Annotated in this window: 20 protein-coding genes; 2 read left to right on the top strand and 18 right to left on the bottom strand. The window is 68.9% G+C overall.

What is annotated here, in order from left to right:
* Positions 1-11 precede the first annotated feature (11 nt).
* From hisD to dnaE, 3 genes are all read right to left on the bottom strand, one after another.
* Positions 12-1,313, bottom strand: coding sequence for a histidinol dehydrogenase (gene hisD, locus LQ938_RS06385; RefSeq protein ID WP_223721446.1), 1,302 nt, complete (start codon positions 1,311-1,313; stop codon positions 12-14).
* Positions 1,314-1,391: 78 nt separating this feature from the next.
* The gene (locus LQ938_RS06380; protein WP_223721447.1) at positions 1,392-2,477 is read right to left on the bottom strand and encodes a hypothetical protein; all 1,086 of its coding nucleotides are present in this window, start codon (positions 2,475-2,477) and stop codon (positions 1,392-1,394) included.
* 89 nt (positions 2,478-2,566) lie between these two features.
* Positions 2,567-6,037: a DNA polymerase III subunit alpha gene (gene dnaE, locus LQ938_RS06375; RefSeq protein WP_231341371.1), complete on the bottom strand. Its 3,471-nt coding sequence runs from the start codon at positions 6,035-6,037 to the stop codon at positions 2,567-2,569.
* 153 nt (positions 6,038-6,190) lie between these two features.
* Here dnaE and LQ938_RS06370 point away from each other — a divergent pair, with 153 nt between their 5' ends.
* The gene (locus LQ938_RS06370; RefSeq protein ID WP_223721449.1) at positions 6,191-6,661 is read left to right on the top strand and encodes an NUDIX hydrolase; all 471 of its coding nucleotides are present in this window, start codon (positions 6,191-6,193) and stop codon (positions 6,659-6,661) included.
* Positions 6,662-6,676: 15 nt separating this feature from the next.
* Here the strand turns inward: LQ938_RS06370 and LQ938_RS06365 are convergent, their stop codons facing one another.
* The 10 genes from LQ938_RS06365 to murC all read right to left on the bottom strand — a co-directional run bounded on the left by LQ938_RS06365 (position 6,677) and on the right by murC (position 14,923).
* Positions 6,677-7,597: an RluA family pseudouridine synthase gene (locus LQ938_RS06365; RefSeq protein ID WP_223721450.1), complete on the bottom strand. Its 921-nt coding sequence runs from the start codon at positions 7,595-7,597 to the stop codon at positions 6,677-6,679.
* A 1-nt stretch (position 7,598) separates the two neighbouring features.
* A complete protein-coding gene (locus LQ938_RS06360) occupies positions 7,599-8,270 on the bottom strand; it encodes a signal peptidase II (protein WP_223721451.1) in 672 nt (223 codons plus the stop codon).
* Between the two features lie 8 nt (positions 8,271-8,278).
* A complete protein-coding gene (locus LQ938_RS06355) occupies positions 8,279-8,890 on the bottom strand; it encodes a DivIVA domain-containing protein (protein WP_223721452.1) in 612 nt (203 codons plus the stop codon).
* An 89-nt stretch (positions 8,891-8,979) separates the two neighbouring features.
* Positions 8,980-9,279, bottom strand: a complete 300-nt coding sequence (locus LQ938_RS06350) for a YggT family protein (RefSeq protein ID WP_223721453.1) — start codon at positions 9,277-9,279, stop codon at positions 8,980-8,982.
* Between the two features lie 6 nt (positions 9,280-9,285).
* The gene (locus tag LQ938_RS06345; protein ID WP_223721454.1) at positions 9,286-9,747 is read right to left on the bottom strand and encodes a cell division protein SepF; all 462 of its coding nucleotides are present in this window, start codon (positions 9,745-9,747) and stop codon (positions 9,286-9,288) included.
* Positions 9,748-9,780: 33 nt separating this feature from the next.
* Positions 9,781-10,440, bottom strand: coding sequence for a YggS family pyridoxal phosphate-dependent enzyme (locus LQ938_RS06340; protein WP_223721637.1), 660 nt, complete (start codon positions 10,438-10,440; stop codon positions 9,781-9,783).
* A 135-nt stretch (positions 10,441-10,575) separates the two neighbouring features.
* A complete protein-coding gene (ftsZ, locus tag LQ938_RS06335) occupies positions 10,576-11,733 on the bottom strand; it encodes a cell division protein FtsZ (RefSeq protein WP_228360646.1) in 1,158 nt (385 codons plus the stop codon).
* Between the two features lie 67 nt (positions 11,734-11,800).
* A complete protein-coding gene (locus tag LQ938_RS06330) occupies positions 11,801-12,250 on the bottom strand; it encodes a hypothetical protein (protein WP_223721456.1) in 450 nt (149 codons plus the stop codon).
* 155 nt (positions 12,251-12,405) lie between these two features.
* Positions 12,406-13,509, bottom strand: a complete 1,104-nt coding sequence (locus LQ938_RS06325) for an FtsQ-type POTRA domain-containing protein (protein WP_223721457.1) — start codon at positions 13,507-13,509, stop codon at positions 12,406-12,408.
* Positions 13,510-13,513: 4 nt separating this feature from the next.
* Positions 13,514-14,923 carry a UDP-N-acetylmuramate--L-alanine ligase gene (gene murC / locus LQ938_RS06320; protein ID WP_223721458.1) on the bottom strand — a complete coding sequence of 470 codons (1,410 nt, stop codon included), beginning with the start codon at positions 14,921-14,923 and terminating at the stop codon, positions 13,514-13,516.
* A gap of 143 nt (positions 14,924-15,066) precedes the next feature.
* On the opposite strand from murC, the gene LQ938_RS06315 reads away from it, so the two are divergent.
* On the top strand, positions 15,067-15,441 hold the full coding sequence (locus LQ938_RS06315) for a GntR family transcriptional regulator (protein WP_223721459.1): 375 nt from the start codon (positions 15,067-15,069) through the stop codon (positions 15,439-15,441).
* A 63-nt stretch (positions 15,442-15,504) separates the two neighbouring features.
* On the opposite strand, the gene LQ938_RS06310 is transcribed toward LQ938_RS06315, so the two are convergent.
* The 5 genes from LQ938_RS06310 to LQ938_RS06290 are packed head-to-tail and all read right to left on the bottom strand — an operon-like array spanning position 15,505 to position 21,832.
* Entirely contained in the window at positions 15,505-16,578 is a 1,074-nt protein-coding gene (locus LQ938_RS06310) for a UDP-N-acetylglucosamine--N-acetylmuramyl-(pentapeptide) pyrophosphoryl-undecaprenol N-acetylglucosamine transferase (RefSeq protein WP_223721460.1), read from the bottom strand.
* Positions 16,575-17,822: a putative lipid II flippase FtsW gene (gene ftsW, locus LQ938_RS06305; RefSeq protein ID WP_223721461.1), complete on the bottom strand. Its 1,248-nt coding sequence runs from the start codon at positions 17,820-17,822 to the stop codon at positions 16,575-16,577. The genes LQ938_RS06310 and ftsW overlap by 4 nt, the downstream gene beginning before the upstream one ends.
* Positions 17,773-19,317: a UDP-N-acetylmuramoyl-L-alanine--D-glutamate ligase gene (gene murD, locus LQ938_RS06300; RefSeq protein WP_223721462.1), complete on the bottom strand. Its 1,545-nt coding sequence runs from the start codon at positions 19,315-19,317 to the stop codon at positions 17,773-17,775. The genes ftsW and murD overlap by 50 nt, the downstream gene beginning before the upstream one ends.
* Positions 19,314-20,423: a phospho-N-acetylmuramoyl-pentapeptide-transferase gene (gene mraY / locus LQ938_RS06295; RefSeq protein WP_223721463.1), complete on the bottom strand. Its 1,110-nt coding sequence runs from the start codon at positions 20,421-20,423 to the stop codon at positions 19,314-19,316. The genes murD and mraY overlap by 4 nt, the downstream gene beginning before the upstream one ends.
* Complete coding sequence (locus tag LQ938_RS06290; protein ID WP_223721464.1) at positions 20,420-21,832, bottom strand: UDP-N-acetylmuramoyl-tripeptide--D-alanyl-D-alanine ligase; 1,413 nt, start codon at positions 21,830-21,832, stop codon at positions 20,420-20,422. Before LQ938_RS06290 ends, mraY begins: the two co-directional genes overlap by 4 nt.
* Positions 21,833-21,838 lie beyond the last annotated feature (6 nt).

Here is a 21,838-nt window from a genome sequence, read left to right as displayed (position 1 = left end):
GCAGCGACAGGTTAACTCTCGAAACGGGCGTCGACGGCCTCGCCGTGCGCGGGAAGCGCTTCCGCCTGGGCGAGAGTCACGATCGCGTCGCGCACCTCGGCCAGCGCCGCGCGGTCGTATTCGATGACCTGCTGGGGACGGAGGAACGTGGCGGCAGACAATCCGGGTGCGTACCGCGCCTGTCCCCCGGTCGGCAGCACGTGGTTACTGCCGGCGAGGTAGTCGCCGAGACTCACGGGCGTCTGGTCTCCGACAAACACCGCGCCGGCGTTCACGAAAGTCTCGGGCCGCGGATCGGCGAGATGAAGTTCGAGGTGCTCGGGTGCGTAGGCGTTGCTGAAGGCCGTCGCCTGCGCGAGGTCGTCGACGAGCACGATCGCCGACTGCGGCCCGTCGAAGGCGGCCGTCACGCGCACCGAGTGGCGCGTCCGCGCGACACGTGCCGCGAGTTCGACGCGCACCGCGTCGGCGAGCTCCGGCGAAGTGGTGACGAGAACGGACGACGCCTGCTCGTCGTGCTCGGCCTGACTGATCAGGTCGGCCGCGACGATTCCCGCATCGGCGGTCTCGTCGGCGACGATGAGGATCTCGCTCGCGCCTGCTTCCGAGTCGGTGCCGACCACACCGGCGACGGCCCGTTTGGCGGCCGCGACGAAGTTGTTGCCGGGGCCCGTGACGACGTCGACCGGATCGAGGCCGAGCGCATCGATCCCGTAGGCGAAGGCACCGATGGCCCCCGCGCCGCCCATGGCGTAGACCTCGTCGATGCCGAGGAGACGCGCCGCGGCCAGGATCGTCGGGTGGATGCGACCGTCCTGGTCGCGCTGCGGCGGCGAGGCGAGCGCGACGACGTCGACGCCCGCCACCTGGGCGGGCACGACGTTCATGATCACGCTCGACGGGTAGACCGCTTTGCCACCCGGCACGTATACCCCGACGCGGCGCACCGGCTGCCAGCGTTGAGTGATGCGGGCACCGGGGGCGAGCTCGGTCACGACCGCGGGTGGTACCTGGGCGGCGGATGCGGCACGCACGCGGGTGATCGCTTCTTCGAGCGCCGCACGGACACCGGCATCCAGTGTGTCGAGTGCCTCATCGAGATAGACGCTCGGAACGCGGATCGCGTGACCCGACACACCGTCGAATCGCTCGGCCTGCTCGCGTACGGCGGCCTCGCCGCGAAGCGCGACATCACGGACGATCTCGGCAGCGGTCGTGAGAGCGGTGTCGCGGGCGACGCCGGCCCGCGGAACGGCGGCCAGCAGCTCGGCCGCAGAGAGCGTGCGGCCGCGGAGATCGATGGTGCGGAGCATCCGTCCAGGCTACCGGCTGCGCACACGGGAACGCGGCGGCCGGGTCGCCCCGGGCCGCCGCGTTCGCAGGTTCGCGGGTCAGCCGCGCGTCACGTCCGTGACGTCGTGCAGGTAACCGATGCGACCATCCTCGTGGCGCACGACGAACACTTCGCCGCGATCCTCGATCACGAGCGCCCACGCTGTCGGTCCGATGACGAACAACGGTGCGCCGCGCTCGTCGAGCACTTCGCGTTCGACCGGAGCGAGCGCCCAGAACGGCTGCTGCGCGGCGGGCTCGGCGACGGGCTCGGGATCCGGGTCGATGGTCTGCTGAGCGCCGGTCTCGACGAACGCGTCGCCGAAGGGGCGGAACTCGCCCGTGTCGTACACGGCCGTGGCGTTCTCCTGCGTCGCGGCGAACGCCGGCTGAGCGCCCGTCGCGTTGTCCGCGGCCGGGTATGCGCCCGTCGCGTACTCGGGAGCGGGCGCGGGAGCCGGAGACGGAGCGGGCTGACGCACCGGGCGAGGTGCCGCCGGGCGTACGGTCACGGGGCGCAGCGGCCGGGCGTTCCGGTGCGCGACGATCTCTGCGCGGTAACGGAAGTCCTCACCGATCCCGGGCACGAAGGGGGCGAACACGGTGAAGACGACGCCGGCGGTCATCAGCACGAGCTCGACCCACACCACCCAGCTGTAGGGGGTGACGCCGTTGTCGGCGAGCGAGGTGACGGATGCCCAGACCATCTGCAGCCAGAGCACGGCGGAGACCGAGAACGCGACGGACGCGAACTGGTCGATACCGAGCGATCCGACGCGCCGGATGCCGCCCGGCGACAGGCGACGGAGCACGATCAGGAAGACGGCGACGGTGGGCGTGCCGATCGTGAGCACCCACGTGAGCCCGCTCGTCCAGACCGATTCGAAACCCGGCGAGAAGATCGAGAAGAAGGAGAAGAGGAACCCGAGCGCCCAGATCCCGGCGAGGACGACCTCGCGGATCGAGAACGGTCCGACCCCGTACTGCGGCGGTTCCGCCGTCTCTGTCGCGGACGTCTCGGGCACGGCACCGTCTTGCAGAGCGGCGTCGTCGCGGGGAGCCGAGACGTCGTGCGACGCGTCGTGCTCGGGGGCATCGGGGTCGAACTCCGTCACGGAGTTCGCCGGGGTGTGGTCATCGGTCATGTCGCATCCTTCCGGGCGCGGGCCCGATCGGGCCGGGGGGAGGTCGGGTTCGATACTAATCGCGGCAGGCCACCGCGACCATGGCAGGCTCAGCCGAGGCAGTTCGGGCCGAGAAGTCCCTTCAGGTCGCCGAAGAGATCGGCGCTGACGGTCACCGGATGCGGAACCTCGAAGACCTTCGCGATGCCATCGCGGTGCAGCTTCAGGACGACTTCGGTGTCACCGCGGTGGCGGGCGAGCACCGCCGCGAGGTCTTCGACCACCGACTGGGTCGCCCGCTGCTCGGGAACGACGAGCACGAGGTCGCTGGAGGCGTCCACCGCCCCGAGATCGGGCGAGAAACAGCTCTGCGCGTGCAGGTTCATGCCGTCATCGCGCCGCGATACCCGCCCGCGGACGACCATGATCGAGTCCGCGACGAGTTGCGACTGGAACTCCGTGTAGGTCTTGCCCATGAACATCACGGTGATCTCGCCGTTGAAGTCTTCGACGGTGATCATGCCGTAGGGGTTGCCGCTCGCCTTCGCCACCCGGTGCTGCACGCTCGTGACGAGCCCGGCCACGGTCACCTGATCGCCGTCGGCGATGTCTTCTGCGGCCAGCAGGTCGTGGATGCCGATCGAGGCGTGCTTCGCGAGCGGGATCTCGAGCCCGGCGAGCGGATGATCGGACACGTAGAGCCCGAGCATCTCGCGCTCGAACGCCAGCTTGTCTTTCTTGGTCCACTCGGGTCGCTCGGGCACCTTGGCCGGCATGATCTCTTCGGCCTCGTCGTAGAGGCTGTCGAAGTCGAACCCGATCGCGCCAGTCGCGGCCTTCCGCTTGGTCTCGACGGCCGCCTCGGTCGCGTCCTCGTGGATCTCGAGGAGCGCCCGACGGGTCGATCCGAGCGAGTCGAATGCACCCGCTTTGATCAAGGATTCCATCGTGCGCTTGTTGGCGACGTGCAGCGGCACCTTCGTCAGGAAGTCGTGAAAACTGACGAAGCTGTCATCGGCACGCGCGGCGATGATCCCGTCGACGACGTTGGCGCCGACGTTGCGCACGGCGCCGAGGCCGAAGCGGATGTCTTCCCCGACGGCGGCGAAGTACCGGATGGACTCCCCCACGTCCGGAGGCAGCACCCGGATCCCCATCCGGCGGCACTCGTTCAGGTACACCGCCATCTTGTCTTTGGAGTCCCCCACGCTCGTCAGGAGCGCCGCCATGTACTCCGCGGGATAGTGCGCCTTGAGGTAGGCCGTCCAGTAGGAGACCAACCCGTAGGCGGCCGAGTGCGCCTTGTTGAAGGCATAGTCGGAGAACGGCAGCAGGATCTCCCAGAGCTTCTGCACCGCTTCATCGGAGTAGCCGTTCGCGTGCATACCGGCCTGGAACCCGGCGAACTGCTTGTCGAGCTCGGACTTCTTCTTCTTACCCATCGCCCGGCGCAGGATGTCGGCCTGGCCGAGGCTGAACCCGGCGACCTTCTGTGCGATCGCCATGACCTGCTCTTGATAGATGATCAGGCCGTAGCTGGTGTTCAGGATCTCCGCGAGCGACTCCTTGAACTCGGGGTGGATCGGGGTGATCTCTTGCTGGCCGTTCTTGCGCAGCGCGTAGTTGATGTGCGAGTTGGCGCCCATCGGACCCGGACGATACAGCGCGATGACCGCCGAGATGTCTTCGAAGTTGTCGGGCTTCAGGAGCCGGAGGAGCGATCGCATCGGCCCGCCGTCGAGTTGGAACACGCCGAGCGTGTCGCCGCGCGAGAGCAGATCGTACGAGGCCTGATCGTCGAGGGTGAGGTCTTCCAGAACGAGCTTCTCGCCGCGGTTGGCCTCGATGTTGTCGACCGCGTCGTTGATGATCGTGAGGTTGCGCAGCCCCAGGAAGTCCATCTTGATGAGGCCGAGCGACTCGCACGCGGGGTAGTCGAACTGGGTGACGATCTGGCCGTCCTGTTCGCGGCGCATGATCGGGATGATGTCGATCAGCGGGTCGCTGGACATGATGACGCCGGCCGCGTGAACGCCCCACTGCCGCTTCAGGTTCTCGAGGCCGACGGCCGTGTCGAACACGGTCTTCGCCTCGGGATCGGTCTCGATCAGAGTGCGGAACTCGGATGCCTCTTTGTAGCGCGGGTGATCGCGGTTGAACATGCCGTCCAACGGCATGTCTTTTCCCATCACCGCGGGGGGCATCGCCTTGGTCAGCTTGTCGCCCATGCTGAACGGGAAGCCGAGCACACGACCCGCGTCCTTCAGCGCCTGCTTCGCCTTGATCGTGCCGTAGGTGACGATCTGCGCGACGCGTTCGTCGCCGTACTTCTCGGTCACGTACTGGATGACCTCGCCGCGACGGCGGTCGTCGAAGTCGACGTCGAAGTCGGGCATCGACACACGGTCGGGGTTCAGGAACCGCTCGAAGATCAGGCCGTGCTGCAGCGGATCGAGGTCGGTGATGCGCATCGCGTAGGCGGCCATCGAACCGGCACCGGAACCACGCCCCGGCCCGACGCGGATGCCGTTGTCTTTGGCCCAGTTGATGAAGTCGGCGACGACCAGGAAGTAACCCGGGAATCCCATCTGCACGATGACGCCGGTCTCGTACTCGGCCTGCGCGCGGACGGTGTCGGGGATCCCCGCCGGGTAGCGGAACTCGAGACCCTTCTCGACTTCTTTCACGAACCAGGATTCCTCGGTCTCGCCATCCGGCACCGGGAACCGGGGCATGTAGTTCGCCTCGGTGTTGAACTCGACCTGGCACCGCTCGGCGATGAGCAGCGTGTTGTCGCAGGCCTCGGGGTGATCACGGAAGATCTGGCGCATCTCCGCCGGCGACTTGATGTAGTACCCGTCGCCGTCGAACTTGAACCGCTTCGGGTCATCGAGGGTCGAGCCGGACTGCACGCAGAGAAGCGCGGCGTGGCTCGTCGAGTCGTGCTGATGCGTGTAGTGCGAGTCGTTCGTCGCGACCAGCGGAATGTCGAGGTCCTTCGAAATACGCAGCAGATCGGTCATCACCCGGCGTTCGATGGACAGCCCGTGATCCATGATCTCGGCGAAGTAGTTCTCTTTGCCGAAGATGTCTTGGAACTCCGCGGCCGCCGCGCGCGCGGCATCGTACTGACCCAGGCGGAGGCGGGTCTGCACCTCGCCCGAGGGGCATCCGGTCGTCGCGATGAGGCCACCGGAATAGGTCTGCAGCAGCTCGCGGTCCATGCGCGGCTTGAAGTAGTAGCCCTCGATGCTGGCCCGGGATGAGAGGCGGAACAGGTTGTGCATGCCGCCGCTCGTCTGCGACCACAGGGTCATGTGCGTGTACGCGCCCGACCCCGACACGTCGTCGCTCGACTGCTCGGGACCGCCCCAGCGCACGCGGGACTTGTCGGAGCGGTGCGTCCCCGGCGTGACGTAGGCCTCGATGCCGATGATCGGGTTGATGCCCTCGGCTTTGGCCGTCTTGTAGAACTCGTACGCGGCGAAGGTGTTGCCGTGGTCGGTGACGGCGATGGCCGGCATCCCGAGACGCGCGGCCTCTTGCACCATCGGCCCGATCCGGGCCGCCCCGTCGAGCATCGAGTACTCGCTGTGCACGTGCAGATGAGCGAAAGAGTCGGCTGCCACTCGTCGAGTCTACGTTCGGACTCCGACACTCGCCCCGGTCGGCGAGTCGCGTGCGGCGGCGCGGACGGATGCGGCGTCGCCCCCTGCTCCGCTAGCGTCGAGGCCATGCCCACACCCGACTTCGTCCTCGACCTGCGCCGCTTCGTGGGCACCCGCCCGCTCCCCCTCAGCGGTGTGACCGCCGTCATCATCCGAGGCGGCGAGGTACTCCTGGGGCGGCGGAGCGACAACGGCGCACTGACGCCGATCACGGGCATCATCGACCCCGGCGAGGAGCCCGCGACGGCCGCCGTGCGCGAGGCCGAGGAGGAGGCGGGCGTCCGCATCCGCGTCGATCGCCTGGCCTGGGTGCACCAGATCCCTCGGGTCACCTACGAGAACGGCGACCAGAGCGACTACCTCGATCTCACCTTCGGGTGCAGTTGGATCGAGGGCGAGCCGTACCCGGCAGACGGCGAGATGACCGAGGTGGGCTGGTACCCGCTCGATGACCTGCAGGGCGTCTCCGACGAGATGCGCGCGCGCATCGCCGCGGCGCGCGAAGACGGACCGACCCGCTTCGAGGGCGGACGCTGAACCGACGAGACGCGTTCAGTCCCCGCGGAGCACCTCGAGCGCGTGCGCCAGGTCGGCCGGGTAGGCCGAAGTGAAGGTGACGCTCTCACGCGTGGCGGGATGCGTGAAACCCAGCTGATGCGCGTGCAGCCACTGCCGGGTCAGGCCGAGCTTGGCCGCGATCGTCGGGTCGGCCCCATACAGCGGGTCGCCGACACAGGGATGGCGGTGCGCCGCCATGTGCACGCGGATCTGATGTGTGCGCCCCGTCTCGAGGTGCACCTCGAGCAGCGCAGCGCCGCGGAACGCCTCGAGCGTCTCGTAGTGGGTGACCGAGTCCTTGCCCTCGGGCCGCACCGCGAACTTCCACGAGTGCGAGGGGCTGCGCCCGATCGGGGCGTCGATCGTGCCCGCGAGCGGGTCAGGATGCCCCTGCACCACCGTGTGGTAGATCTTCTCCACCTCGCGTTCTTTGAACGCATGCTTGAGCGCGGTGTACGCCGACTCCGTCTTCGCCACCACCATGAGACCGCTCGTGCCGACGTCGAGCCGATGCACGACCCCCTGGCGCTCGGCAGCACCGGTGGTCGCGATACGGAAGCCGGCCGCCGCGAGAGCGCCGAGCACCGTCGGCCCGTCCCATCCGAGCGACGGATGCGCCGCAACTCCCGCCGGCTTGTCGACGACGACGATGTCATCGTCGTCGTAGGCGATGCCGAGATCGGGCACGGCCAGCGGAACGATCTCCGGTTCCCGCTTCGGGGTCCATTCGACCGACAACCACCCGCCCGCGCGGAGCCGATCCGACCGGCCCAGGCCGCGACCGTCGAGGGTCACCCCGCCGGCATCGGCGACATCCGCGGCGAAGGTGCGGGAGAACCCCAGCAGCTTCGCGAGGGCGGCATCCACCCGGACGCCCTCGAGCCCGTCCGGGACGGGAAGCGAACGCGATTCCACGTCAGGTCCGGCGCGGTTCGTCCGCACGCGGCGGGGCGCCCGCATCCGGGTCTGCAACGGGGAAGAGCGGGTCGCGCGCATCAACAACTGCGGGGTCTGTGGCTGCGTCGGAGTCGCCCTCGGGCGGGGCGTCGGAGGCATCCGCATCCGTCGAAGTGGACGCGCGGTCACGCGTGCCGTCGAACCGCAGTCCGATCAGCACGAGGATGGCGACGCCGATCATCATCGTCACGATGAACATGTCGGCGACGTTGTAGATCGCCGGCATCATCCACGGTGTCGAGATGAAGTCGACGACATGACCGACGGCGAATCCCGGTGCGCGAAGAAGCCGATCGGTCAGGTTGCCCAGCACTCCGCCGAGCAGAAGTCCGAGGATCACGGCCCACGCACGCGAGTGGATACGCCGCGCCATGATCACGATGGCGATGGCGACCGCGGCGAGGGCGATCGTGAAGACCCAGGTCACGCTCTCACCAAACGAGAATGCGGCGCCCGGATTGCGGATCAGGTAGAAGACCAACGCGTCCCCGATGACAGGAACGGCCTGCTCACTGGGCAGGAAGGCGATTGCAAGGAACTTCGCGAACTGGTCGGCGGCCAGCACCAGCACCGCCAGAGAGGCGATGATGACGCCGGCCGCCGCCGTCCGCAAAGGGGGTCGAGCCGTCAACGGCCGACCTAGAGGCCGATAGCCGAGACCGGGGTGTTGCCGGTACCGCTCGAGGAGGACTCGAGGTCACGCAGGTGGCCCTCGATGAAACCGCGCAGCTGCGAGCGGTAGTCGCGCTCGAACTGACGGAGCTCGGTGATGCGGCTCTCGAGAACGGTGCGCTCCTTGTCGAGGCGGGCCATCTCTTCGCGACCCTTGGCCTCGGCCTCGGCGACGATGGATGCGGCCTGCGCCTGAGCGTCGGAGATGAGCTGGTCGCGCTGCGCCTTGCCGTCGGCGACGTGCTCGTCGTGCAGACGCTGAGCGAGCTCGATGATTCCGGCCGTCTGGGCGGTGCCGCCCTCACTCGACACAGGAGCCGGGGCGGGCGTCTCGACGACGGCCTCTTCGACGACGACCTCTTCGACCTCGGGCGCCTTCGCGGGTGCCTCGGCGGGAGTCGCGTCACCGGACTCGAACGCGGCGAGCTTCGCCTTCAGTTCGTCGTTCTCGGCGATCGTCTTGCGCCACTCGACGACGATCTCGTCGAGGAAGTCGTCGACCTCGTCGGGGTCGAAACCCTCTTTGAAGCGAACGTGCTGAAACTGCTTGGTGACGACGTCATCCGGAGTCAATGCCATGATGATTCCTCTTTCGGGGCGTGGCGGCATGCCGATATCAGGGGGATGCCCGCGGACGGGCCGCTTCGAACAGCATAGTCGGGGACGAATCAGCCCGCGAGGGACCGCGTCACCGACAGCAGGACGAAGCAGATCAGCATCGTAAGGGCGAACGCGAAATCGATCGCGACCGGCCCGATGCGGAGCGGGGGGATGAAGCGACGGAGCAGCCTGATGGGCGGGTCCGTGACCGTGTAGACGAGTTCTGCGGCCACGAGTCCCACGCCACGGGGACGCCACTCACGGTTGAAGATGGGAATGTAATCGAGGATCAGGCGCCCGAGCAGCACCAGCACGTAGATCAACAGCAGGACGTTCGCTACCGATGCGACGAGGCGGACGATCTCCACGATCGATTACGGCTGAGTGAAGGGGGCGGCCTCAGGATCGGCCTGAGCGACCGCTCCGTCTCCCGACACCGCGACGTTCTCCGGCGACAGCAGGAAGACCTTGCTGGTCACGCGCTCGATACGCCCGTAGAGACCCAGGGAGAGCCCGCTCGCGAAGTCGATCAGCCGACGCGCGTCGGCGTCGCTCATCTGCGAGAGGTTGATGATGACCGGCACGCCATCGCGGAAGTTCTCCGCGATGATCTGCGCGTCGCGGTACTGCTTCGGGTGCACCGTGAGGATCTCGGTGACCGCACCCACGGCGGGCTGACGCACGACCGCCGGACGATGCAGCGGCGTGATCGGCGCAGCGACCTTCTCGACGGCCTGCTCGCTCTTGCGCACGCGCGTGGGAGCCGGCTCCTCGTAGACCTCTTCCTCGTCGGCGAGGCCCAGGTACACCATGGTCTTCTTCAGCGGGTTCGACATCGCATCCTCCGTTTGCTGCTCGTCAGTTCGAGGCTATCCGCGCAAGGGGCGCGGACCCGTTATTGCCGAGCCGATCCGCAGGTGTGTCGCGCCTGCGTCGATCGCCTCGATGAAATCGCCGGTCATTCCGGCAGAGATCCAGCGCGCGTCGGGAACGATCGCGCGCAGTCGTTCTGCGTAGCCGTGCAGCCGGGCGAACGCTCGGGCGGGCTCTTCGTCGAGGGGGGCGACGGCCATGATCCCGCGGAGGCGAAGGGTGCGGCATCCGGCGACGTGCGCGGCGAGGGCGTCGAGCCCCTCGGGCGAGACTCCCCCGCGGTCCGCGTCGTCCGTGAGGTTGACCTGCACGAGCACATCGAGCGGATCGTCGCTCGGCTCGGCGGCCCGATCGAGAGCATCCGCCAACCGGGCACGGTCGACCGTATGGACGACGGATGCAGCGGCACGCACGGCGCGCGCCTTGTTCGTCTGCGCCTGACCGATGAAGTGCCAGCGAAGCGGGCCCGCGGGCCGCACCTCGCCCACTTTCGCGGAGAGTTCCTGCTGGCGATTCTCACCGACGTCACCGACCCCGAGAGCGGAGAGCTCATCGACGAGCGACGCGGGGTGGAACTTGGTCACCACGATGCGGGTGATGTCATCGGCGTTCCGGCCGGCCGCCCGGGCGGCGTCGGCGATCCGCTCGTCGATCATCGCGAGACGCTCGGAGAGCGGCGCGCTCGGTGCGTCGGTCACGGATCCTCCTGCGGGGCGGAACGGGCGGGATGTGGTGCGGGCGAGCCCGCCGACGACCTGGCCGGCGGGCTCGCCCGAGTGGGTGTCTCGGACCTACTTGAGGAAGTCCGGGATGTCGAGGTCGTCATCACCGAAGGCGGAGTCGTACGACGTCGGCTCGGCGTTCGCCGCGACCGGCACGGCCACCGGCTTCTCGACGGGCACGGGCGGCGCAGGCTTCTCGGCGATCGGGGCCGGGTCGGGCGTGGTCAGCGGGTTGACCGCCGGGCGCGCCTGCAGCACGGGCTCGAGGCGGGGAGTCGGCTCTCCGCTGTCGAAACCGGCGGCGATGACCGTGACGCGCACCTCGTCGCCGAGAGTGTCGTCGATGACCGTACCGAAGATGATGTTGGCCTCCGGGTGCGCGGCTTCCTTCACCAGCTGCGCGGCATCGTTGATCTCGAAGATTCCGAGGTTGGAGCCACCCTGGATCGAGAGCAGCACGCCGTGCGCGCCCTCGATCGAGGCTTCCAGAAGGGGCGACTCGACCGCGAGCTCGGCGGCCTTGATGGCGCGATCGGCGCCGCGCGCCGAGCCGATGCCCATGAGCGCGGACCCCGCCCCCTGCATCACCGACTTCACGTCGGCGAAGTCGAGGTTGATCAGACCGGGCGTCGTGATCAGATCGGTGATTCCCTGAACACCGGCGAGCAGCACCTGGTCGGCGGTCGCGAAGGCCTCGATCATCGAGATCCCGCGGTCGCTGATCTCCAGAAGACGATCGTTCGGCACCACGATGAGGGTGTCGACCTCTTCTTTCAGCTTGGTCACGCCCGCCTCGGCCTGGCTCTGACGACGGCGGCCTTCGAAGGAGAACGGCTTGGTGACCACACCGATCGTGAGTGCACCGATCGATTTCGCGATCCGCGCGACGACGGGAGCGCCACCGGTTCCGGTACCGCCACCCTCACCCGCGGTGACGAAGACCATGTCGGCGCCCGCGAGCGCTTCCTCGATCTCCTCCGCGTGGTCTTCCGCCGCGCGACGGCCGACCTCGGGGTCGGCGCCAGCGCCGAGTCCGCGGGTCAGCTCGCGTCCGACGTCGAGCTTGACGTCCGCGTCGCTCATGAGAAGAGCCTGCGCGTCGGTGTTCACCGCGATGAACTCCACACCTCGCAGACCCAACTCGATCATGCGGTTGACAGCATTCACGCCGCCACCGCCCACTCCAACGACCTTGATAACCGCAAGGTAGTTCTGGTTCTGGCTCATGCCGGCCTCCGTCTCATCCCGAACCCGCTGTGGAACCGAGGCTGAACTTTAAACCTCAGCTAGAAGTTTAAAGAATTACCCGGTATACAATTCCTGACTTGAAGGTATGCGGCGCCACCCCGCCGACCCCGCGCATCCTGGGCGTGTCGCCCAAGTCGCGCACGAATTGGCACCCCCGGTGCTCACGTGTCGCCATCCGCGCCCCCGCCCGCGCCCGACCGATTGCGCCACGCGAGCGCCGCACGAACGTGCTCACCTGTCGCAATCGGCCGCCGTGCCCGACAGATTGCGACACGTGAGCGCAGCAAGAGGGTGAGCCCAGCACGAGGGTGCTCAGCAGCAGGAAGGTGCTCACGTGGCGCAATCGGCCGCCGTGCGCGCGGATTGCGACACGTGAACGCAGCACGAGGGTACTCAGCGGCAGGAACGTGCTCACATGGCGGAATCGGCTGCCGTGCGCGCGGATTGCGACACGTGAACGCAGCACGAGCGTGCTCAGCAGCAGGAAGGTGCTCACGTGGCGCAATCGGCTGCTGTGGACGACAGATTGCGACACGTGAGCAGCCCATAGCGCGCAGAAGTCGCGCCAGAGCGGAGCAGGGAGCGAGGCGGAGCGCGAAAGCGGAGCGCGAGAGCGGGGCGCGAGAGTGGAGCGGGGCGCGAGGGGGCAGGTCAGCGGACGACGCCGGCCTCGGGCGAGGACACGTCGTACTCCGAAACGGTGTCGGCGGGGCGCGCGACCATCAGCGCCTGCAGCACACGGGCCTTCTGCGCAGAGTCGTCCGCGCTCCCCCACACCACCTTCGCATTCGCCGCACCGAGGGTCAGCGTCACGTCATCGGGCGTGGATGCGGTGACCACCGTCACCTGCGCACGGAGATCGGCGGGCAGGGTGCGCATCACCCGGCCGGCGGCCGCGAAGGCGGGCGATCCGACTCCGCCGGAGACATTCATGATCGCGTAGCCGGCGGGCGCGTCCGGGGTCGTCGACAGTGCAACTCCGGCGGCATCGACCAGCGTGTAGCCCGACGCCGACGAGAACACGCCGACCGGCGTGCGTTCCACGATCCGCACGATCAGCTCGTGTGGCGGGCGCGCCTCGACCGTGTACGACTCGACGAGCGGGAACTGAACGAGCGCGGACTTGATCGCAGATTCATCGATCGCGGCGAGCGGGGTGCCGACCTGGCCTGACAGCGCCTCCTGCACGTCGGCGGCCGCGAGTTGCTGAGTGCCGACGACCTCGACCTGCTCGACCGCGAAGAGCGGACTGTAAGCGGCGCCGACGGTTGCCAGCGTCACGATCACGAGGGATGCGGCGACACCGAGCCACAGCATCCGCCGCCGCCGCTGGCGCACCGTGAATCGGCGCACCTCGGCGCGCAGCGCACGGCGCCGCGCGCGGGCGGCGCGCCAGACGTCCCGGATGCCCACCGGCGCCGCCTCGGTCGGCGCGCCCGCGGCGCGATCGGTGCCCGGGTCGACGGGGCTCGCGCCGGGCGTCGTCCGTGGGAACACGAGCGGCGCGACCGGCGCCGTGATCTGCGCGTCCGCGTCGAGCCCCGCGTCATCGCCAGCCCCGGCACCGACACCGGAGTCCGACTCGGCGGCCCCGGGTGCTCCGAAGAGTTCGTCGGCGTCGGGCGAATCCACCCGGGCGTCACCGCGGTCAGTTTCCGCGGCGGTGCGGCGCTCGACCGATCGGCGCGCGGAATCGTCGCGGCCGCCGGACGAGGATGCCCCCGCAGGCGGCGGAAGCGGCGACGGTCGGCGCATCGTCTCAGTGGCTCCCGGGCGCGGCGGACTCACCGAGGGCCGTCAGCACCTGCGGGATGATCCGGTACACGTCTCCACACCCGAGCGTGATGACGAAGTCACCCTCGCGCGCGATGGTCGCGGTGTACTCGGCCGCGTCCTGCCAGTCGGAGACGAACCGCACGCGGCTCTCGTCCACGAAGGCATCGCGGACGAGAGCACCCGTGACGCCCGGAATCGGATCTTCGCGGGCACCGTAGACATCGAGCACGACGGTCTGATCCGCGAGTTCTTCGAGCACGTGGGCGAATTCGCCCGACATCAGCTGGGTGCGCGAGTACGTGTGCGGCTGGTGCACGGCGATCAACCGGCCGTCTCCGATGACGGTGCGAGCCGCCGACAGCGCCGCCGCGACCTCGGTCGGATGGTGGGCGTAGTCGTCGTAGACGCTCACCCCGCGACGGACGCCGTGCAGTTCGAACCGCCGGACGGTGCCCGCGAACCCCTCGACGGCGCGCGCGGCGTCCGCGAACGCGAAGCCGAGGGTCACGAGAGCGGCGATCGCTCCCGTCGCGTTCACCGCGTTGTGTGCTCCGGGCACGGCGAGCTGCACACGCGCGCGCTCGTCGCCGCGCGCGACCTCGAACGACACCGGTCCGTCCGTGACGACGTCCGTGATGCGGATGTCGGCATCCGCGGCGAAGCCGAAGCGCACGATGTTCGGGTGGCCGAGGCGCGCGGTGACTTCGCGTGCACCCGGGTCGTCGGCGGAGATCACGACGGCCTCGGTGGCCGCATCCGCGAACCGCGCGAAACCGTCGTAGAACGCGTCGTCGGAGCCCCAGTGATCGAGGTGATCGGGGTCGACGTTGGTGATGAGGGCGATCGAGGTGTCGTAGAGGAGGAACGTGCCGTCGGACTCGTCGGCTTCGATCACGAACAACTCGTCGGCGCCCGTTCCGCTCGAGGTTCCGAGCTGCGCGACGACCCCGCCGTTCACGAAGTTCGGGTCGGTTCCGAGCGCCTTGAGCGCGGTGACGACCATGCCGGTCGACGTGGTCTTGCCGTGGGCGCCGGCGACGGCGACGAGGCGGCGTCCGCCGATCAGCCAGTGCAGAGCCTGGGACCGGTGGATCACGGCGAGGCCGCGCTCCTTCGCCGTCACATACTCCGGGTTCTCGGGCCAGATCGCGCCGGTGTGGATCACGGTGTCGGCGTCACCGAGATGCGCCGCGTCGTGGCCGATGTGGACGTCCGCGCCGGCGGCGGCGAGCTCGCGCAGCACCGCGCTATCGGCGCGGTCCGACCCCGACACGCGGATGCCCCGAGCGAGGAACATGCGCGCGAGCCCCGACATTCCGGACCCCCCGATGCCGATGAAGTGCGCCGCGTCGATCGAGGCGGGGATGGGGAGGGTGAGGTCGGGTCTGATCATGGCCCGACAAGTCTAGGTTCGCTCGCGTCGCCGATCGCCGAGGGCGCGCCCAGACCGATCCGCGGATCGTCCGCCGCGACGCCCATGCCGTCGACGCCGCCGCCGCGCCGGTGACGTGCGGCGATGCACGCCAGACTGGGCAGATGCCGCCTCTCCCCCTGCGTATCGATTCCTCGAGCTCCGTCGCGCCGTTCGAGCAGTTGCGGTCCGGAGTGATCGCGGCGATCGCGGCGGGCACTCTGGCACCCGGCGAGCGACTCCCCACCGTCCGCGCGCTCGCCGAACGCCTCGATATCGCGCCCGGCACGGCCGCTCGGGCGTATCGGGAACTCGAGGGCACCGGGGTGATCGAGACCCGTGGCCGGGCCGGCACGTTCGTCAGCCTGGCCGCCGACCCGGCCCTCCGGCAGGCGCAGGCGGCCGCCGCGGATTTCGTCGCCCGCATCCGCCTGCTGGGACTCACCGACGACGACGCCCGCGAGCTGTTGGCCGCGGCCCTGCACGCCACGCGCGACTGAACGCCCACCCCTGCCCGCGGGCCGCCCGCGCCGCGGGCCGTCGGCGCCCGCGGGCCGCCCGCGTCAGCGCGTGAGCGCGCGGTAGATCAGGTCCACGACGTTCTCGGCACCACGCCGGATGCCGACGGATGCGGCGGCGCTCCGCATCCGCTCGATCCGGGCCTCATCGGCGAGCAGCGGCAGAATCTCCGCGCGCACGCGATCGGGGGTGAAGTCCGCGTCGGGGATGATGATGGCCGCTCCGGCGGCGACGGCGGACGCGGCGTTCAACCGCTGCTCCCCGTTGCCCACCGCGTACGGCACGTACACCGCCGGGATGCCCAGGGCGCTGATCTCGCTCACGGTCGCGGCCCCGGAGCGGGACACGATGACGTCCGCCAGCGCGAAGGCGAGATCCATCCGGTCGACGTAACGCCGGAGCGCGTATCCGGGGACCCCGGGATCGGTCAGGTCCGACCGCTCCCCCGTGATGTGGACGAGCTGCCATCCGGCCGCCCGCACGTCACCCCACGAGCCCGCGAGAGCCGTGTTGAGCCGGAGCGCGCCGAGGGAGCCCCCAAACACCAGAAGCGTCGGCTTCTCGGCGTCGAGCCCGAAGAATTCCGCGGCCTCCGCGCGAAGAGCGTCGCGATCGAGATCGACGATCTCTCGGCGAAGCGGCATTCCGACGACCTCGCCGCGACGGAGCGGCGTTCCGGCGAACGCGACGCCGACCGCCGCGGCCCGACGGGCGCCGAGCACGTTCGCGAGTCCGGGCTTGGCGTTCGCCTCGTGCACGACGAACGGCACCCGCTCGCGACCGGCGGCGATGTAGGCCGGAGCCGACGCGTACCCGCCGAACCCGACGATCACGTCGACGTGACGCTCCCGGATGTGGGCGCGCACCTGCGCGATCGCTCGACGGAACTGGCCTGGAAAGCTCGCAGCGGCACGGTTCGGGCGACGCGGGAAGGGCACTTTGTCGACGAAGAGCAACTCGTAGCCGCGGGCGGGCACGAGTCGCGCTTCGAGCCCCTCACGCGTGCCCAGCACCAGAACGGCCGCGTCGGGCTCGCGGGCGCGGAGCGCATCGGCCACCGCGAGCAGCGGGTTGACGTGGCCGGCGGTTCCCCCGCCGGCGAGAAGATAGGTCGTCACCGGGTGATTCTGCCACGCACCGGAGCGGCGGCAGCGACGGGGCCCGGTCTCGGCAGGGTGCGCGCGAACGACAGGAGCACACCGCATCCGATCAACACCGACATGAGCGAGGTGCCCCCCTGCGACATGAACGGCAGCGGCACACCGAATACGGGGAGGAGGCGCAGGACGACGCCGACGTTCATGAGCGCCTGTCCGACGATCCAGATCGAGATCGCGCCCGCCGTGATGCGGACGAAGGGGTCGTTGGTCTTGCGGACGATGTGGAACGCGCCGACCGCGAAGAGGCCGAACAGGAGCAGCACGACGATGCAGCCGATGAGGCCGAGCTCTTCGCCCACGATCGCGAAGATGTAGTCGTTGGCGGCGGCGGGCAGCCAGCTGTACTTCTCTTTCGAGTTGCCCAGGCCCAGTCCGAAGATCCCGCCCCCGGCGAGACCCCAGATGCCGTGCAGCGGCTGGTAGCAGTCGCCGTAGTAGTCGGCCAGACAGTCCTCGTTGATGAAGCTCATGAAGCGCCGCATCCGGTCGGGACTGTTGATCGCGAAGTAGGCCACCGCACCGACCGCCAAGAGGACGGGGAGCAGGAAGACGCGGAGCTTCACGCCGGAGAAGAACAGCGCGGCGAGCATGATGAGCACGAGGATCATCGCCGTGCCGAGGTCGTGGCCGGCCATCACGGTCGCGATCACCGCGATGCCCACCGGCACGGCGGGGATGAAGACGTGCCGCCAGTCGGCGAGCAGGGTCTTCTTGCGGTACAGCACGTAGCCGAGCCAGAGCGCGAGGGTGACCTTCAGGAATTCGGACGGCTGCGCCTGCAGCCCCGCGATCCGGATCCAGTTCTGGTTTCCGTCGTTCTCCACGCCCAGCGGCGTGAAGACGAGCATCTGGAACAGGATCGCGAGGATCAGCGCGGGCCAGGCGATGCGCTTCCAGAACGTGAGCGGCATGCGGGAGGCCAGGAACATCAGCGGGATGCCGATCATCGCGAAGACGCCCTGTTTGAGTACCGCGTCGTAGGGGCCGCCGCCGGCATCCTCCGCGGTCGCCGACGTGGCGGAGAGGATCATCACGAGCCCGAAACCGGTGAGCAGCAGCGCCGTCGAGGCGATCAGTAGGAACTCGCTCGGCACCGGCGCGAACACGCGGCCGAGCGAGACGCGTGCCGCGAGCCCGCGGCGAGAGCCGGGCTCAGGCTCCGGCGGGACCGGTCTGGTCCTCGTCGTGTCGACCACCCGCATCCCTTCCGATCCGTCGCTGCACCGCCTGCGCGAAGAGCCGGCCGCGGTCGGCGTAGGAGGCGAACTGATCGAAGGATGCGGCGGCGGGGGCGAGCAGAACCACGTCCCCGTCACGTGCGATCCCGATCGCCAGTTCGACGACCTGAGCCATGACGTCCTCAGTCTGCGTGGCATCGACTTCGAACACGGGCACCTCGGACGCGTGTCGCGAGAACGCCGCGAGGATCTCGCCACGCTCCGCTCCGATCACGATCGCCGCCTTGGCGCGGCTGCCGCGTCCGGCAACGAGCGCGCCGATGTCGACGCCTTTCAGAAGTCCGCCCACGACCCAGATCGCCCCTGGATAGGCCGCGAGCGAGGAGTCCGCGGCGTGCGGGTTCGTGGCCTTCGAGTCGTCGACCCAGGTGATCCCCTCGGCGACCGCGACGACCTCGATGCGATGCGGGTCGAGACGGAACTCCGCCAGAGCGCGGCGGATGTCGACGGGCGACACCCCGAGCGAACGGGCGAGAGCGGATGCCGCCAGGATGTTCGCGACGACGTGCGGGGCGCCGAGCCCGCGATCGCGGAGGTCGGTGAGCGTCGTGAGCTCCAGGGCGCTCGTGTGGCGGTCGTCCAGGAACGCGCGATCGACGAGGATGCCGTCGACGAGTCCCAGGTCGCTCGGCCCGGGCACACCGAGATCGAACCCGATCGCCCGCGCACCCTCGATCACATCCGCATCCTCGACCATCACGCGGGTCGCGTCATCGGCCTTGTTGTAGACGCACGCGACCCGGGTGTGCTGATAGACGACGGCTTTGGCGTCGCGGTAGGCCCCGGCAGAGCCGTGCCATTCGTAGTGGTCCTCCGCGAGGTTCAGGCACACGCTCGCGTGCGGCGACAGTGGCTGGGGGCCGGTCTGCAGCGAGAGGTACCAGAGCTGGTGGCTGGAGAGTTCGACGACCAGCACGTCGAATCCCGCCGGGTCGCGGATGGCGTCGAGCACGGGCACGCCGATGTTCCCCACGGGTGCCGCACGCAGGCCACCGGCGACGAGCATGGTCGCCGTGAGGCTCGTCGTCGTGGTCTTTCCGTTCGTACCCGTGATCAGCACCCAGTCGGCTGGCGTGCCGTCCGGCCGCACGACCTTGTCGCGCACCCGCCAGGCGAGTTCGATATCGCCCCAGAGCGCGACCCCGGCATCCTGCGCCCACCGGATCACCGGATGCGACGGGGGGAAGCCCGGTGACGCGATGACGAGCTCGGGGCGGTGCGCGAGGATCTCCGCCGGCACCGCGTCGAGCGCTCCCGTCCACAGGCCCGCACCGATGACCGGCAGGAGCCGTGCGTATTCCTCGTCGGCGCGCTCGCTGACCACGAGCACGTCGGCGCCGAGCTCGGCGAGCGTGTCGGCGACCGAGAAGCCGGTCACCGAGAGGCCGAGCACGACCACCCGGAGCCCGGCCCAGTCCGCGTGCCAGCTCGTCAGCGCGTCGAGGCGCTCGGCACTCATGAGCGCACGAGCCATTCGACGTAGAAGAGTCCGACGCCGGTGAGGGCGAGCAGTCCCGCGATGATCCACATCCGCACGACGATCGTGATCTCGGGCCAACCGCGCATCTCGAGGTGGTGATGGAGCGGACTCATCAGGAACAGCCGCTTGCCTCGGGTCAGCTTGAAGTAGAAGCGCTGCAGGATCACCGAACCGGAGGCGACGACGTAGACACCCGCGATGACGGCGAGCAGCACCTCGGTGCGCGTCAGGATCGCGAGCGCGGCGATGACGCCGCCGATCGACATCGACCCGACGTCGCCCATGAAGACCTTCGCCTTCGGCGCGTTCCACCAGAGGAAACCGACGAGCGCGCCGATGAACGAGGCCGCGATGATCGCCAGGTCGAACGGGTCGCGCGTCTGATAGCAGGCATCCTGCAGGCCACGCTCGATCGCTTCGAGGTCGCAGGGCTGTTTGAACTGCCAGAACGAGATCAGGGCCTGGGCGCTGATCACGAAGATCGCCGCGCCGCCGGCGAGGCCGTCGAGGCCGTCCGAGACGTTCACGGAATTCGAGGTCGCGACGCCGAGGAACGCGATCCAGGCCAGATAGAGAATCCATCCGACGACCACGCCGAGAGCCATGAACGAGAGCACCGGGATGTCGCGGAACAGTGAAACGTACGGACTCGCCGGCGTCTGCTGAGCAGCGTTCGGGAAGTTCAGCGCGACGATCCCGAACGGCACCACGACGAGCACCTGCCCGACGATCTTCCGCCAGCCGCTCAGTCCGAGGCTGTTCTGACGGCGCACCTTCATGTAGTCGTCGATGAACCCGACCAGGCCGAAGCCGATCATCATCCAGATGACGAGGAGCCCCGAGATGGTGGGCGGGCTGCCTCCGGCGTACGTCCCGATGAAGTAACCGACGAGGGTACCGACGATGAAGATGACGCCGCCCATCGTGGGCGTTCCGCGCTTCGCACCGTGATTGGGGTTGCGGACGTCATCGGGGGTGCGGATGACCTGACCCCATCCCCACTTGCGGAAGAGCCGCAGGATGACGGGGGTCAGGAACAGGGTGAAGGCGAGCGAGATCGCCGCCGCGGTGAGGAGTGATCTCATGCGTACAGCTCTCCCAACCGGTCGCCCAGGAACCGGAGGCCGGCCGAGTTGGAAGACTTCACCAGCACCCGGTCACCGTCCCGCAGCTCGCCGCGCAGGTATTCGAACGCCTGGTCGGCATCGGGGAAGAAGACGGCCTCGTCGCTCCAGGAACCTTCGGAGATGGCTGAGATGTACATGCGACGGGCGTCCTGACCGATCACCACGATGCGCGGGATGCGCAGCCGCACGGCCAGCTCGCCGATCCGGTCGTGCTCGTCGCCCGCGTATTCGCCGAGTTCGCTCATCGCGCCGAGGACGGCCACCATCCGCTCGCTCGGGCCGGTGATCTGGGCGAGGGTGCGAAGCGCCGCCGTCATGGAGTCGGGGCTGGCGTTGTACGCGTCGTTGATGATGCGGATGCGGTCCGACCCGAGGGGCTGCATCCGCCACCGCTCGGCGATCTCCACCGTCTCGAGCCGGGCCACGCAGTCCGCAATCGACACTCCGAGCGCCGTCGCCGCAGCGACCGCCGCTAGGGCGTTCATCACGTGGTGCGCCCCGAGGACGCGCAGCGACACGGGCAGCGACTCTTCGCCGACGGTGAGGACGAAACGGGTTCCGGATGCCGACACCTCGACGTCGCTGGCCCGCACGTCGGCGTCGGCGCTGAGGCCGAACCAGCGAACGGAAGCCCCGTGCTCGGCCGCGATCGGTGCCATGGCGGCCACGCGGGGGTCATCCGCGTTCAGCACGGCCAGCCCGCCCAGACGAAGCGCTTTCACGAGCTCGGACTTCGCGTGGAAGGTTCCCTCGATCCCGCCGAAACCGCCCGCGTGGGCCATCCCGACCATCAGGACGACGCCGAGGTCGGGCTCGACGAGACCGGCGAGCTGCGCGATCGCACCCGGCGCGCTGGCCCCGAACTCGCTGACGAGGAACCGCGTCTCGGTCGTGACGCGCAGCATCGTGAGCGGCGCACCCACTTCGTTGTTGAACGACGCGCGGGGCGCGACGGTCTCCCCCTCGTCCTCCAGAATCCGGGCGAGAAGGTTCTTCGTGGTCGTCTTGCCGTTCGAGCCGGTGATGCCGACGATCCGAAGATCGCCACCGCCACGTACCTGCGCGACGACGTCGCGGGCAAGATCGGCCAGAGCCGTCACCGCGTGCGGCACGACGATCTGCGTGATCTGCTCGTCGACGGGCCGCTCGACGATCGCGAGAGCCGCGCCCGCGGTGCGGGCGGTGCCGACGAACACGTGTCCGTCGGTCACGTCGCCCGGCTTCGCGACGAAGATGTCGCCCGGACCGATCTGCCGGGAGTCGGTGTCGACCGATCCGGTGACGAGGGTCTCGGGTGTGTCGGTGCCGGCGAGGCGGAGTTCGCCGCCGAGCACGTGCGTGATGTGGGAGAGAGTGAGTGCGATCATGTCTGG

Origin of the sequence: Microbacterium sp. cx-55, assembly GCF_021117345.1 — a bacterium.
In the GTDB taxonomy this organism is placed as follows: domain Bacteria; phylum Actinomycetota; class Actinomycetes; order Actinomycetales; family Microbacteriaceae; genus Microbacterium.
The sequence above is the reverse complement of the archived record's forward strand: the minus strand, read 5'-3'. Positions and strand labels throughout refer to the sequence as shown.

Excerpts from the sequence above, each read along its gene's own strand:
- LQ938_RS06340 (WP_223721637.1), bottom strand. The coding sequence starts at position 10,440 with ATGATCGACGAGCGGATCGCCGACGCCGCCCGGGCGGCCGGCCGGAAC.
- mraY (WP_223721463.1), bottom strand. The coding sequence starts at position 20,423 with ATGAGATCACTCCTCACCGCGGCGGCGATCTCGCTCGCCTTCACCCTG.
- LQ938_RS06290 (WP_223721464.1), bottom strand. The coding sequence starts at position 21,832 with ATGATCGCACTCACTCTCTCCCACATCACGCACGTGCTCGGCGGCGAA.
- hisD (WP_223721446.1), bottom strand. The coding sequence starts at position 1,313 with ATGCTCCGCACCATCGATCTCCGCGGCCGCACGCTCTCTGCGGCCGAG.
- ftsW (WP_223721461.1), bottom strand. The coding sequence starts at position 17,822 with ATGCGGGTGGTCGACACGACGAGGACCAGACCGGTCCCGCCGGAGCCT.
- ftsZ (WP_228360646.1), bottom strand. The coding sequence starts at position 11,733 with ATGAGCCAGAACCAGAACTACCTTGCGGTTATCAAGGTCGTTGGAGTG.
- LQ938_RS06315 (WP_223721459.1), top strand. The coding sequence starts at position 15,067 with ATGCCGCCTCTCCCCCTGCGTATCGATTCCTCGAGCTCCGTCGCGCCG.
- murC (WP_223721458.1), bottom strand. The coding sequence starts at position 14,923 with ATGATCAGACCCGACCTCACCCTCCCCATCCCCGCCTCGATCGACGCG.
- LQ938_RS06355 (WP_223721452.1), bottom strand. The coding sequence starts at position 8,890 with ATGGCATTGACTCCGGATGACGTCGTCACCAAGCAGTTTCAGCACGTT.
- murD (WP_223721462.1), bottom strand. The coding sequence starts at position 19,317 with ATGAGTGCCGAGCGCCTCGACGCGCTGACGAGCTGGCACGCGGACTGG.
- LQ938_RS06345 (WP_223721454.1), bottom strand. The coding sequence starts at position 9,747 with ATGTCGAACCCGCTGAAGAAGACCATGGTGTACCTGGGCCTCGCCGAC.
- LQ938_RS06370 (WP_223721449.1), top strand. The coding sequence starts at position 6,191 with ATGCCCACACCCGACTTCGTCCTCGACCTGCGCCGCTTCGTGGGCACC.
- LQ938_RS06325 (WP_223721457.1), bottom strand. The coding sequence starts at position 13,509 with ATGCGCCGACCGTCGCCGCTTCCGCCGCCTGCGGGGGCATCCTCGTCC.
- dnaE (WP_231341371.1), bottom strand. The coding sequence starts at position 6,037 with ATGCTCGACGGGGCGGCCCGGATCGGGCCGATGGTGCAAGAGGCCGCG.
- LQ938_RS06380 (WP_223721447.1), bottom strand. The coding sequence starts at position 2,477 with ATGACCGATGACCACACCCCGGCGAACTCCGTGACGGAGTTCGACCCC.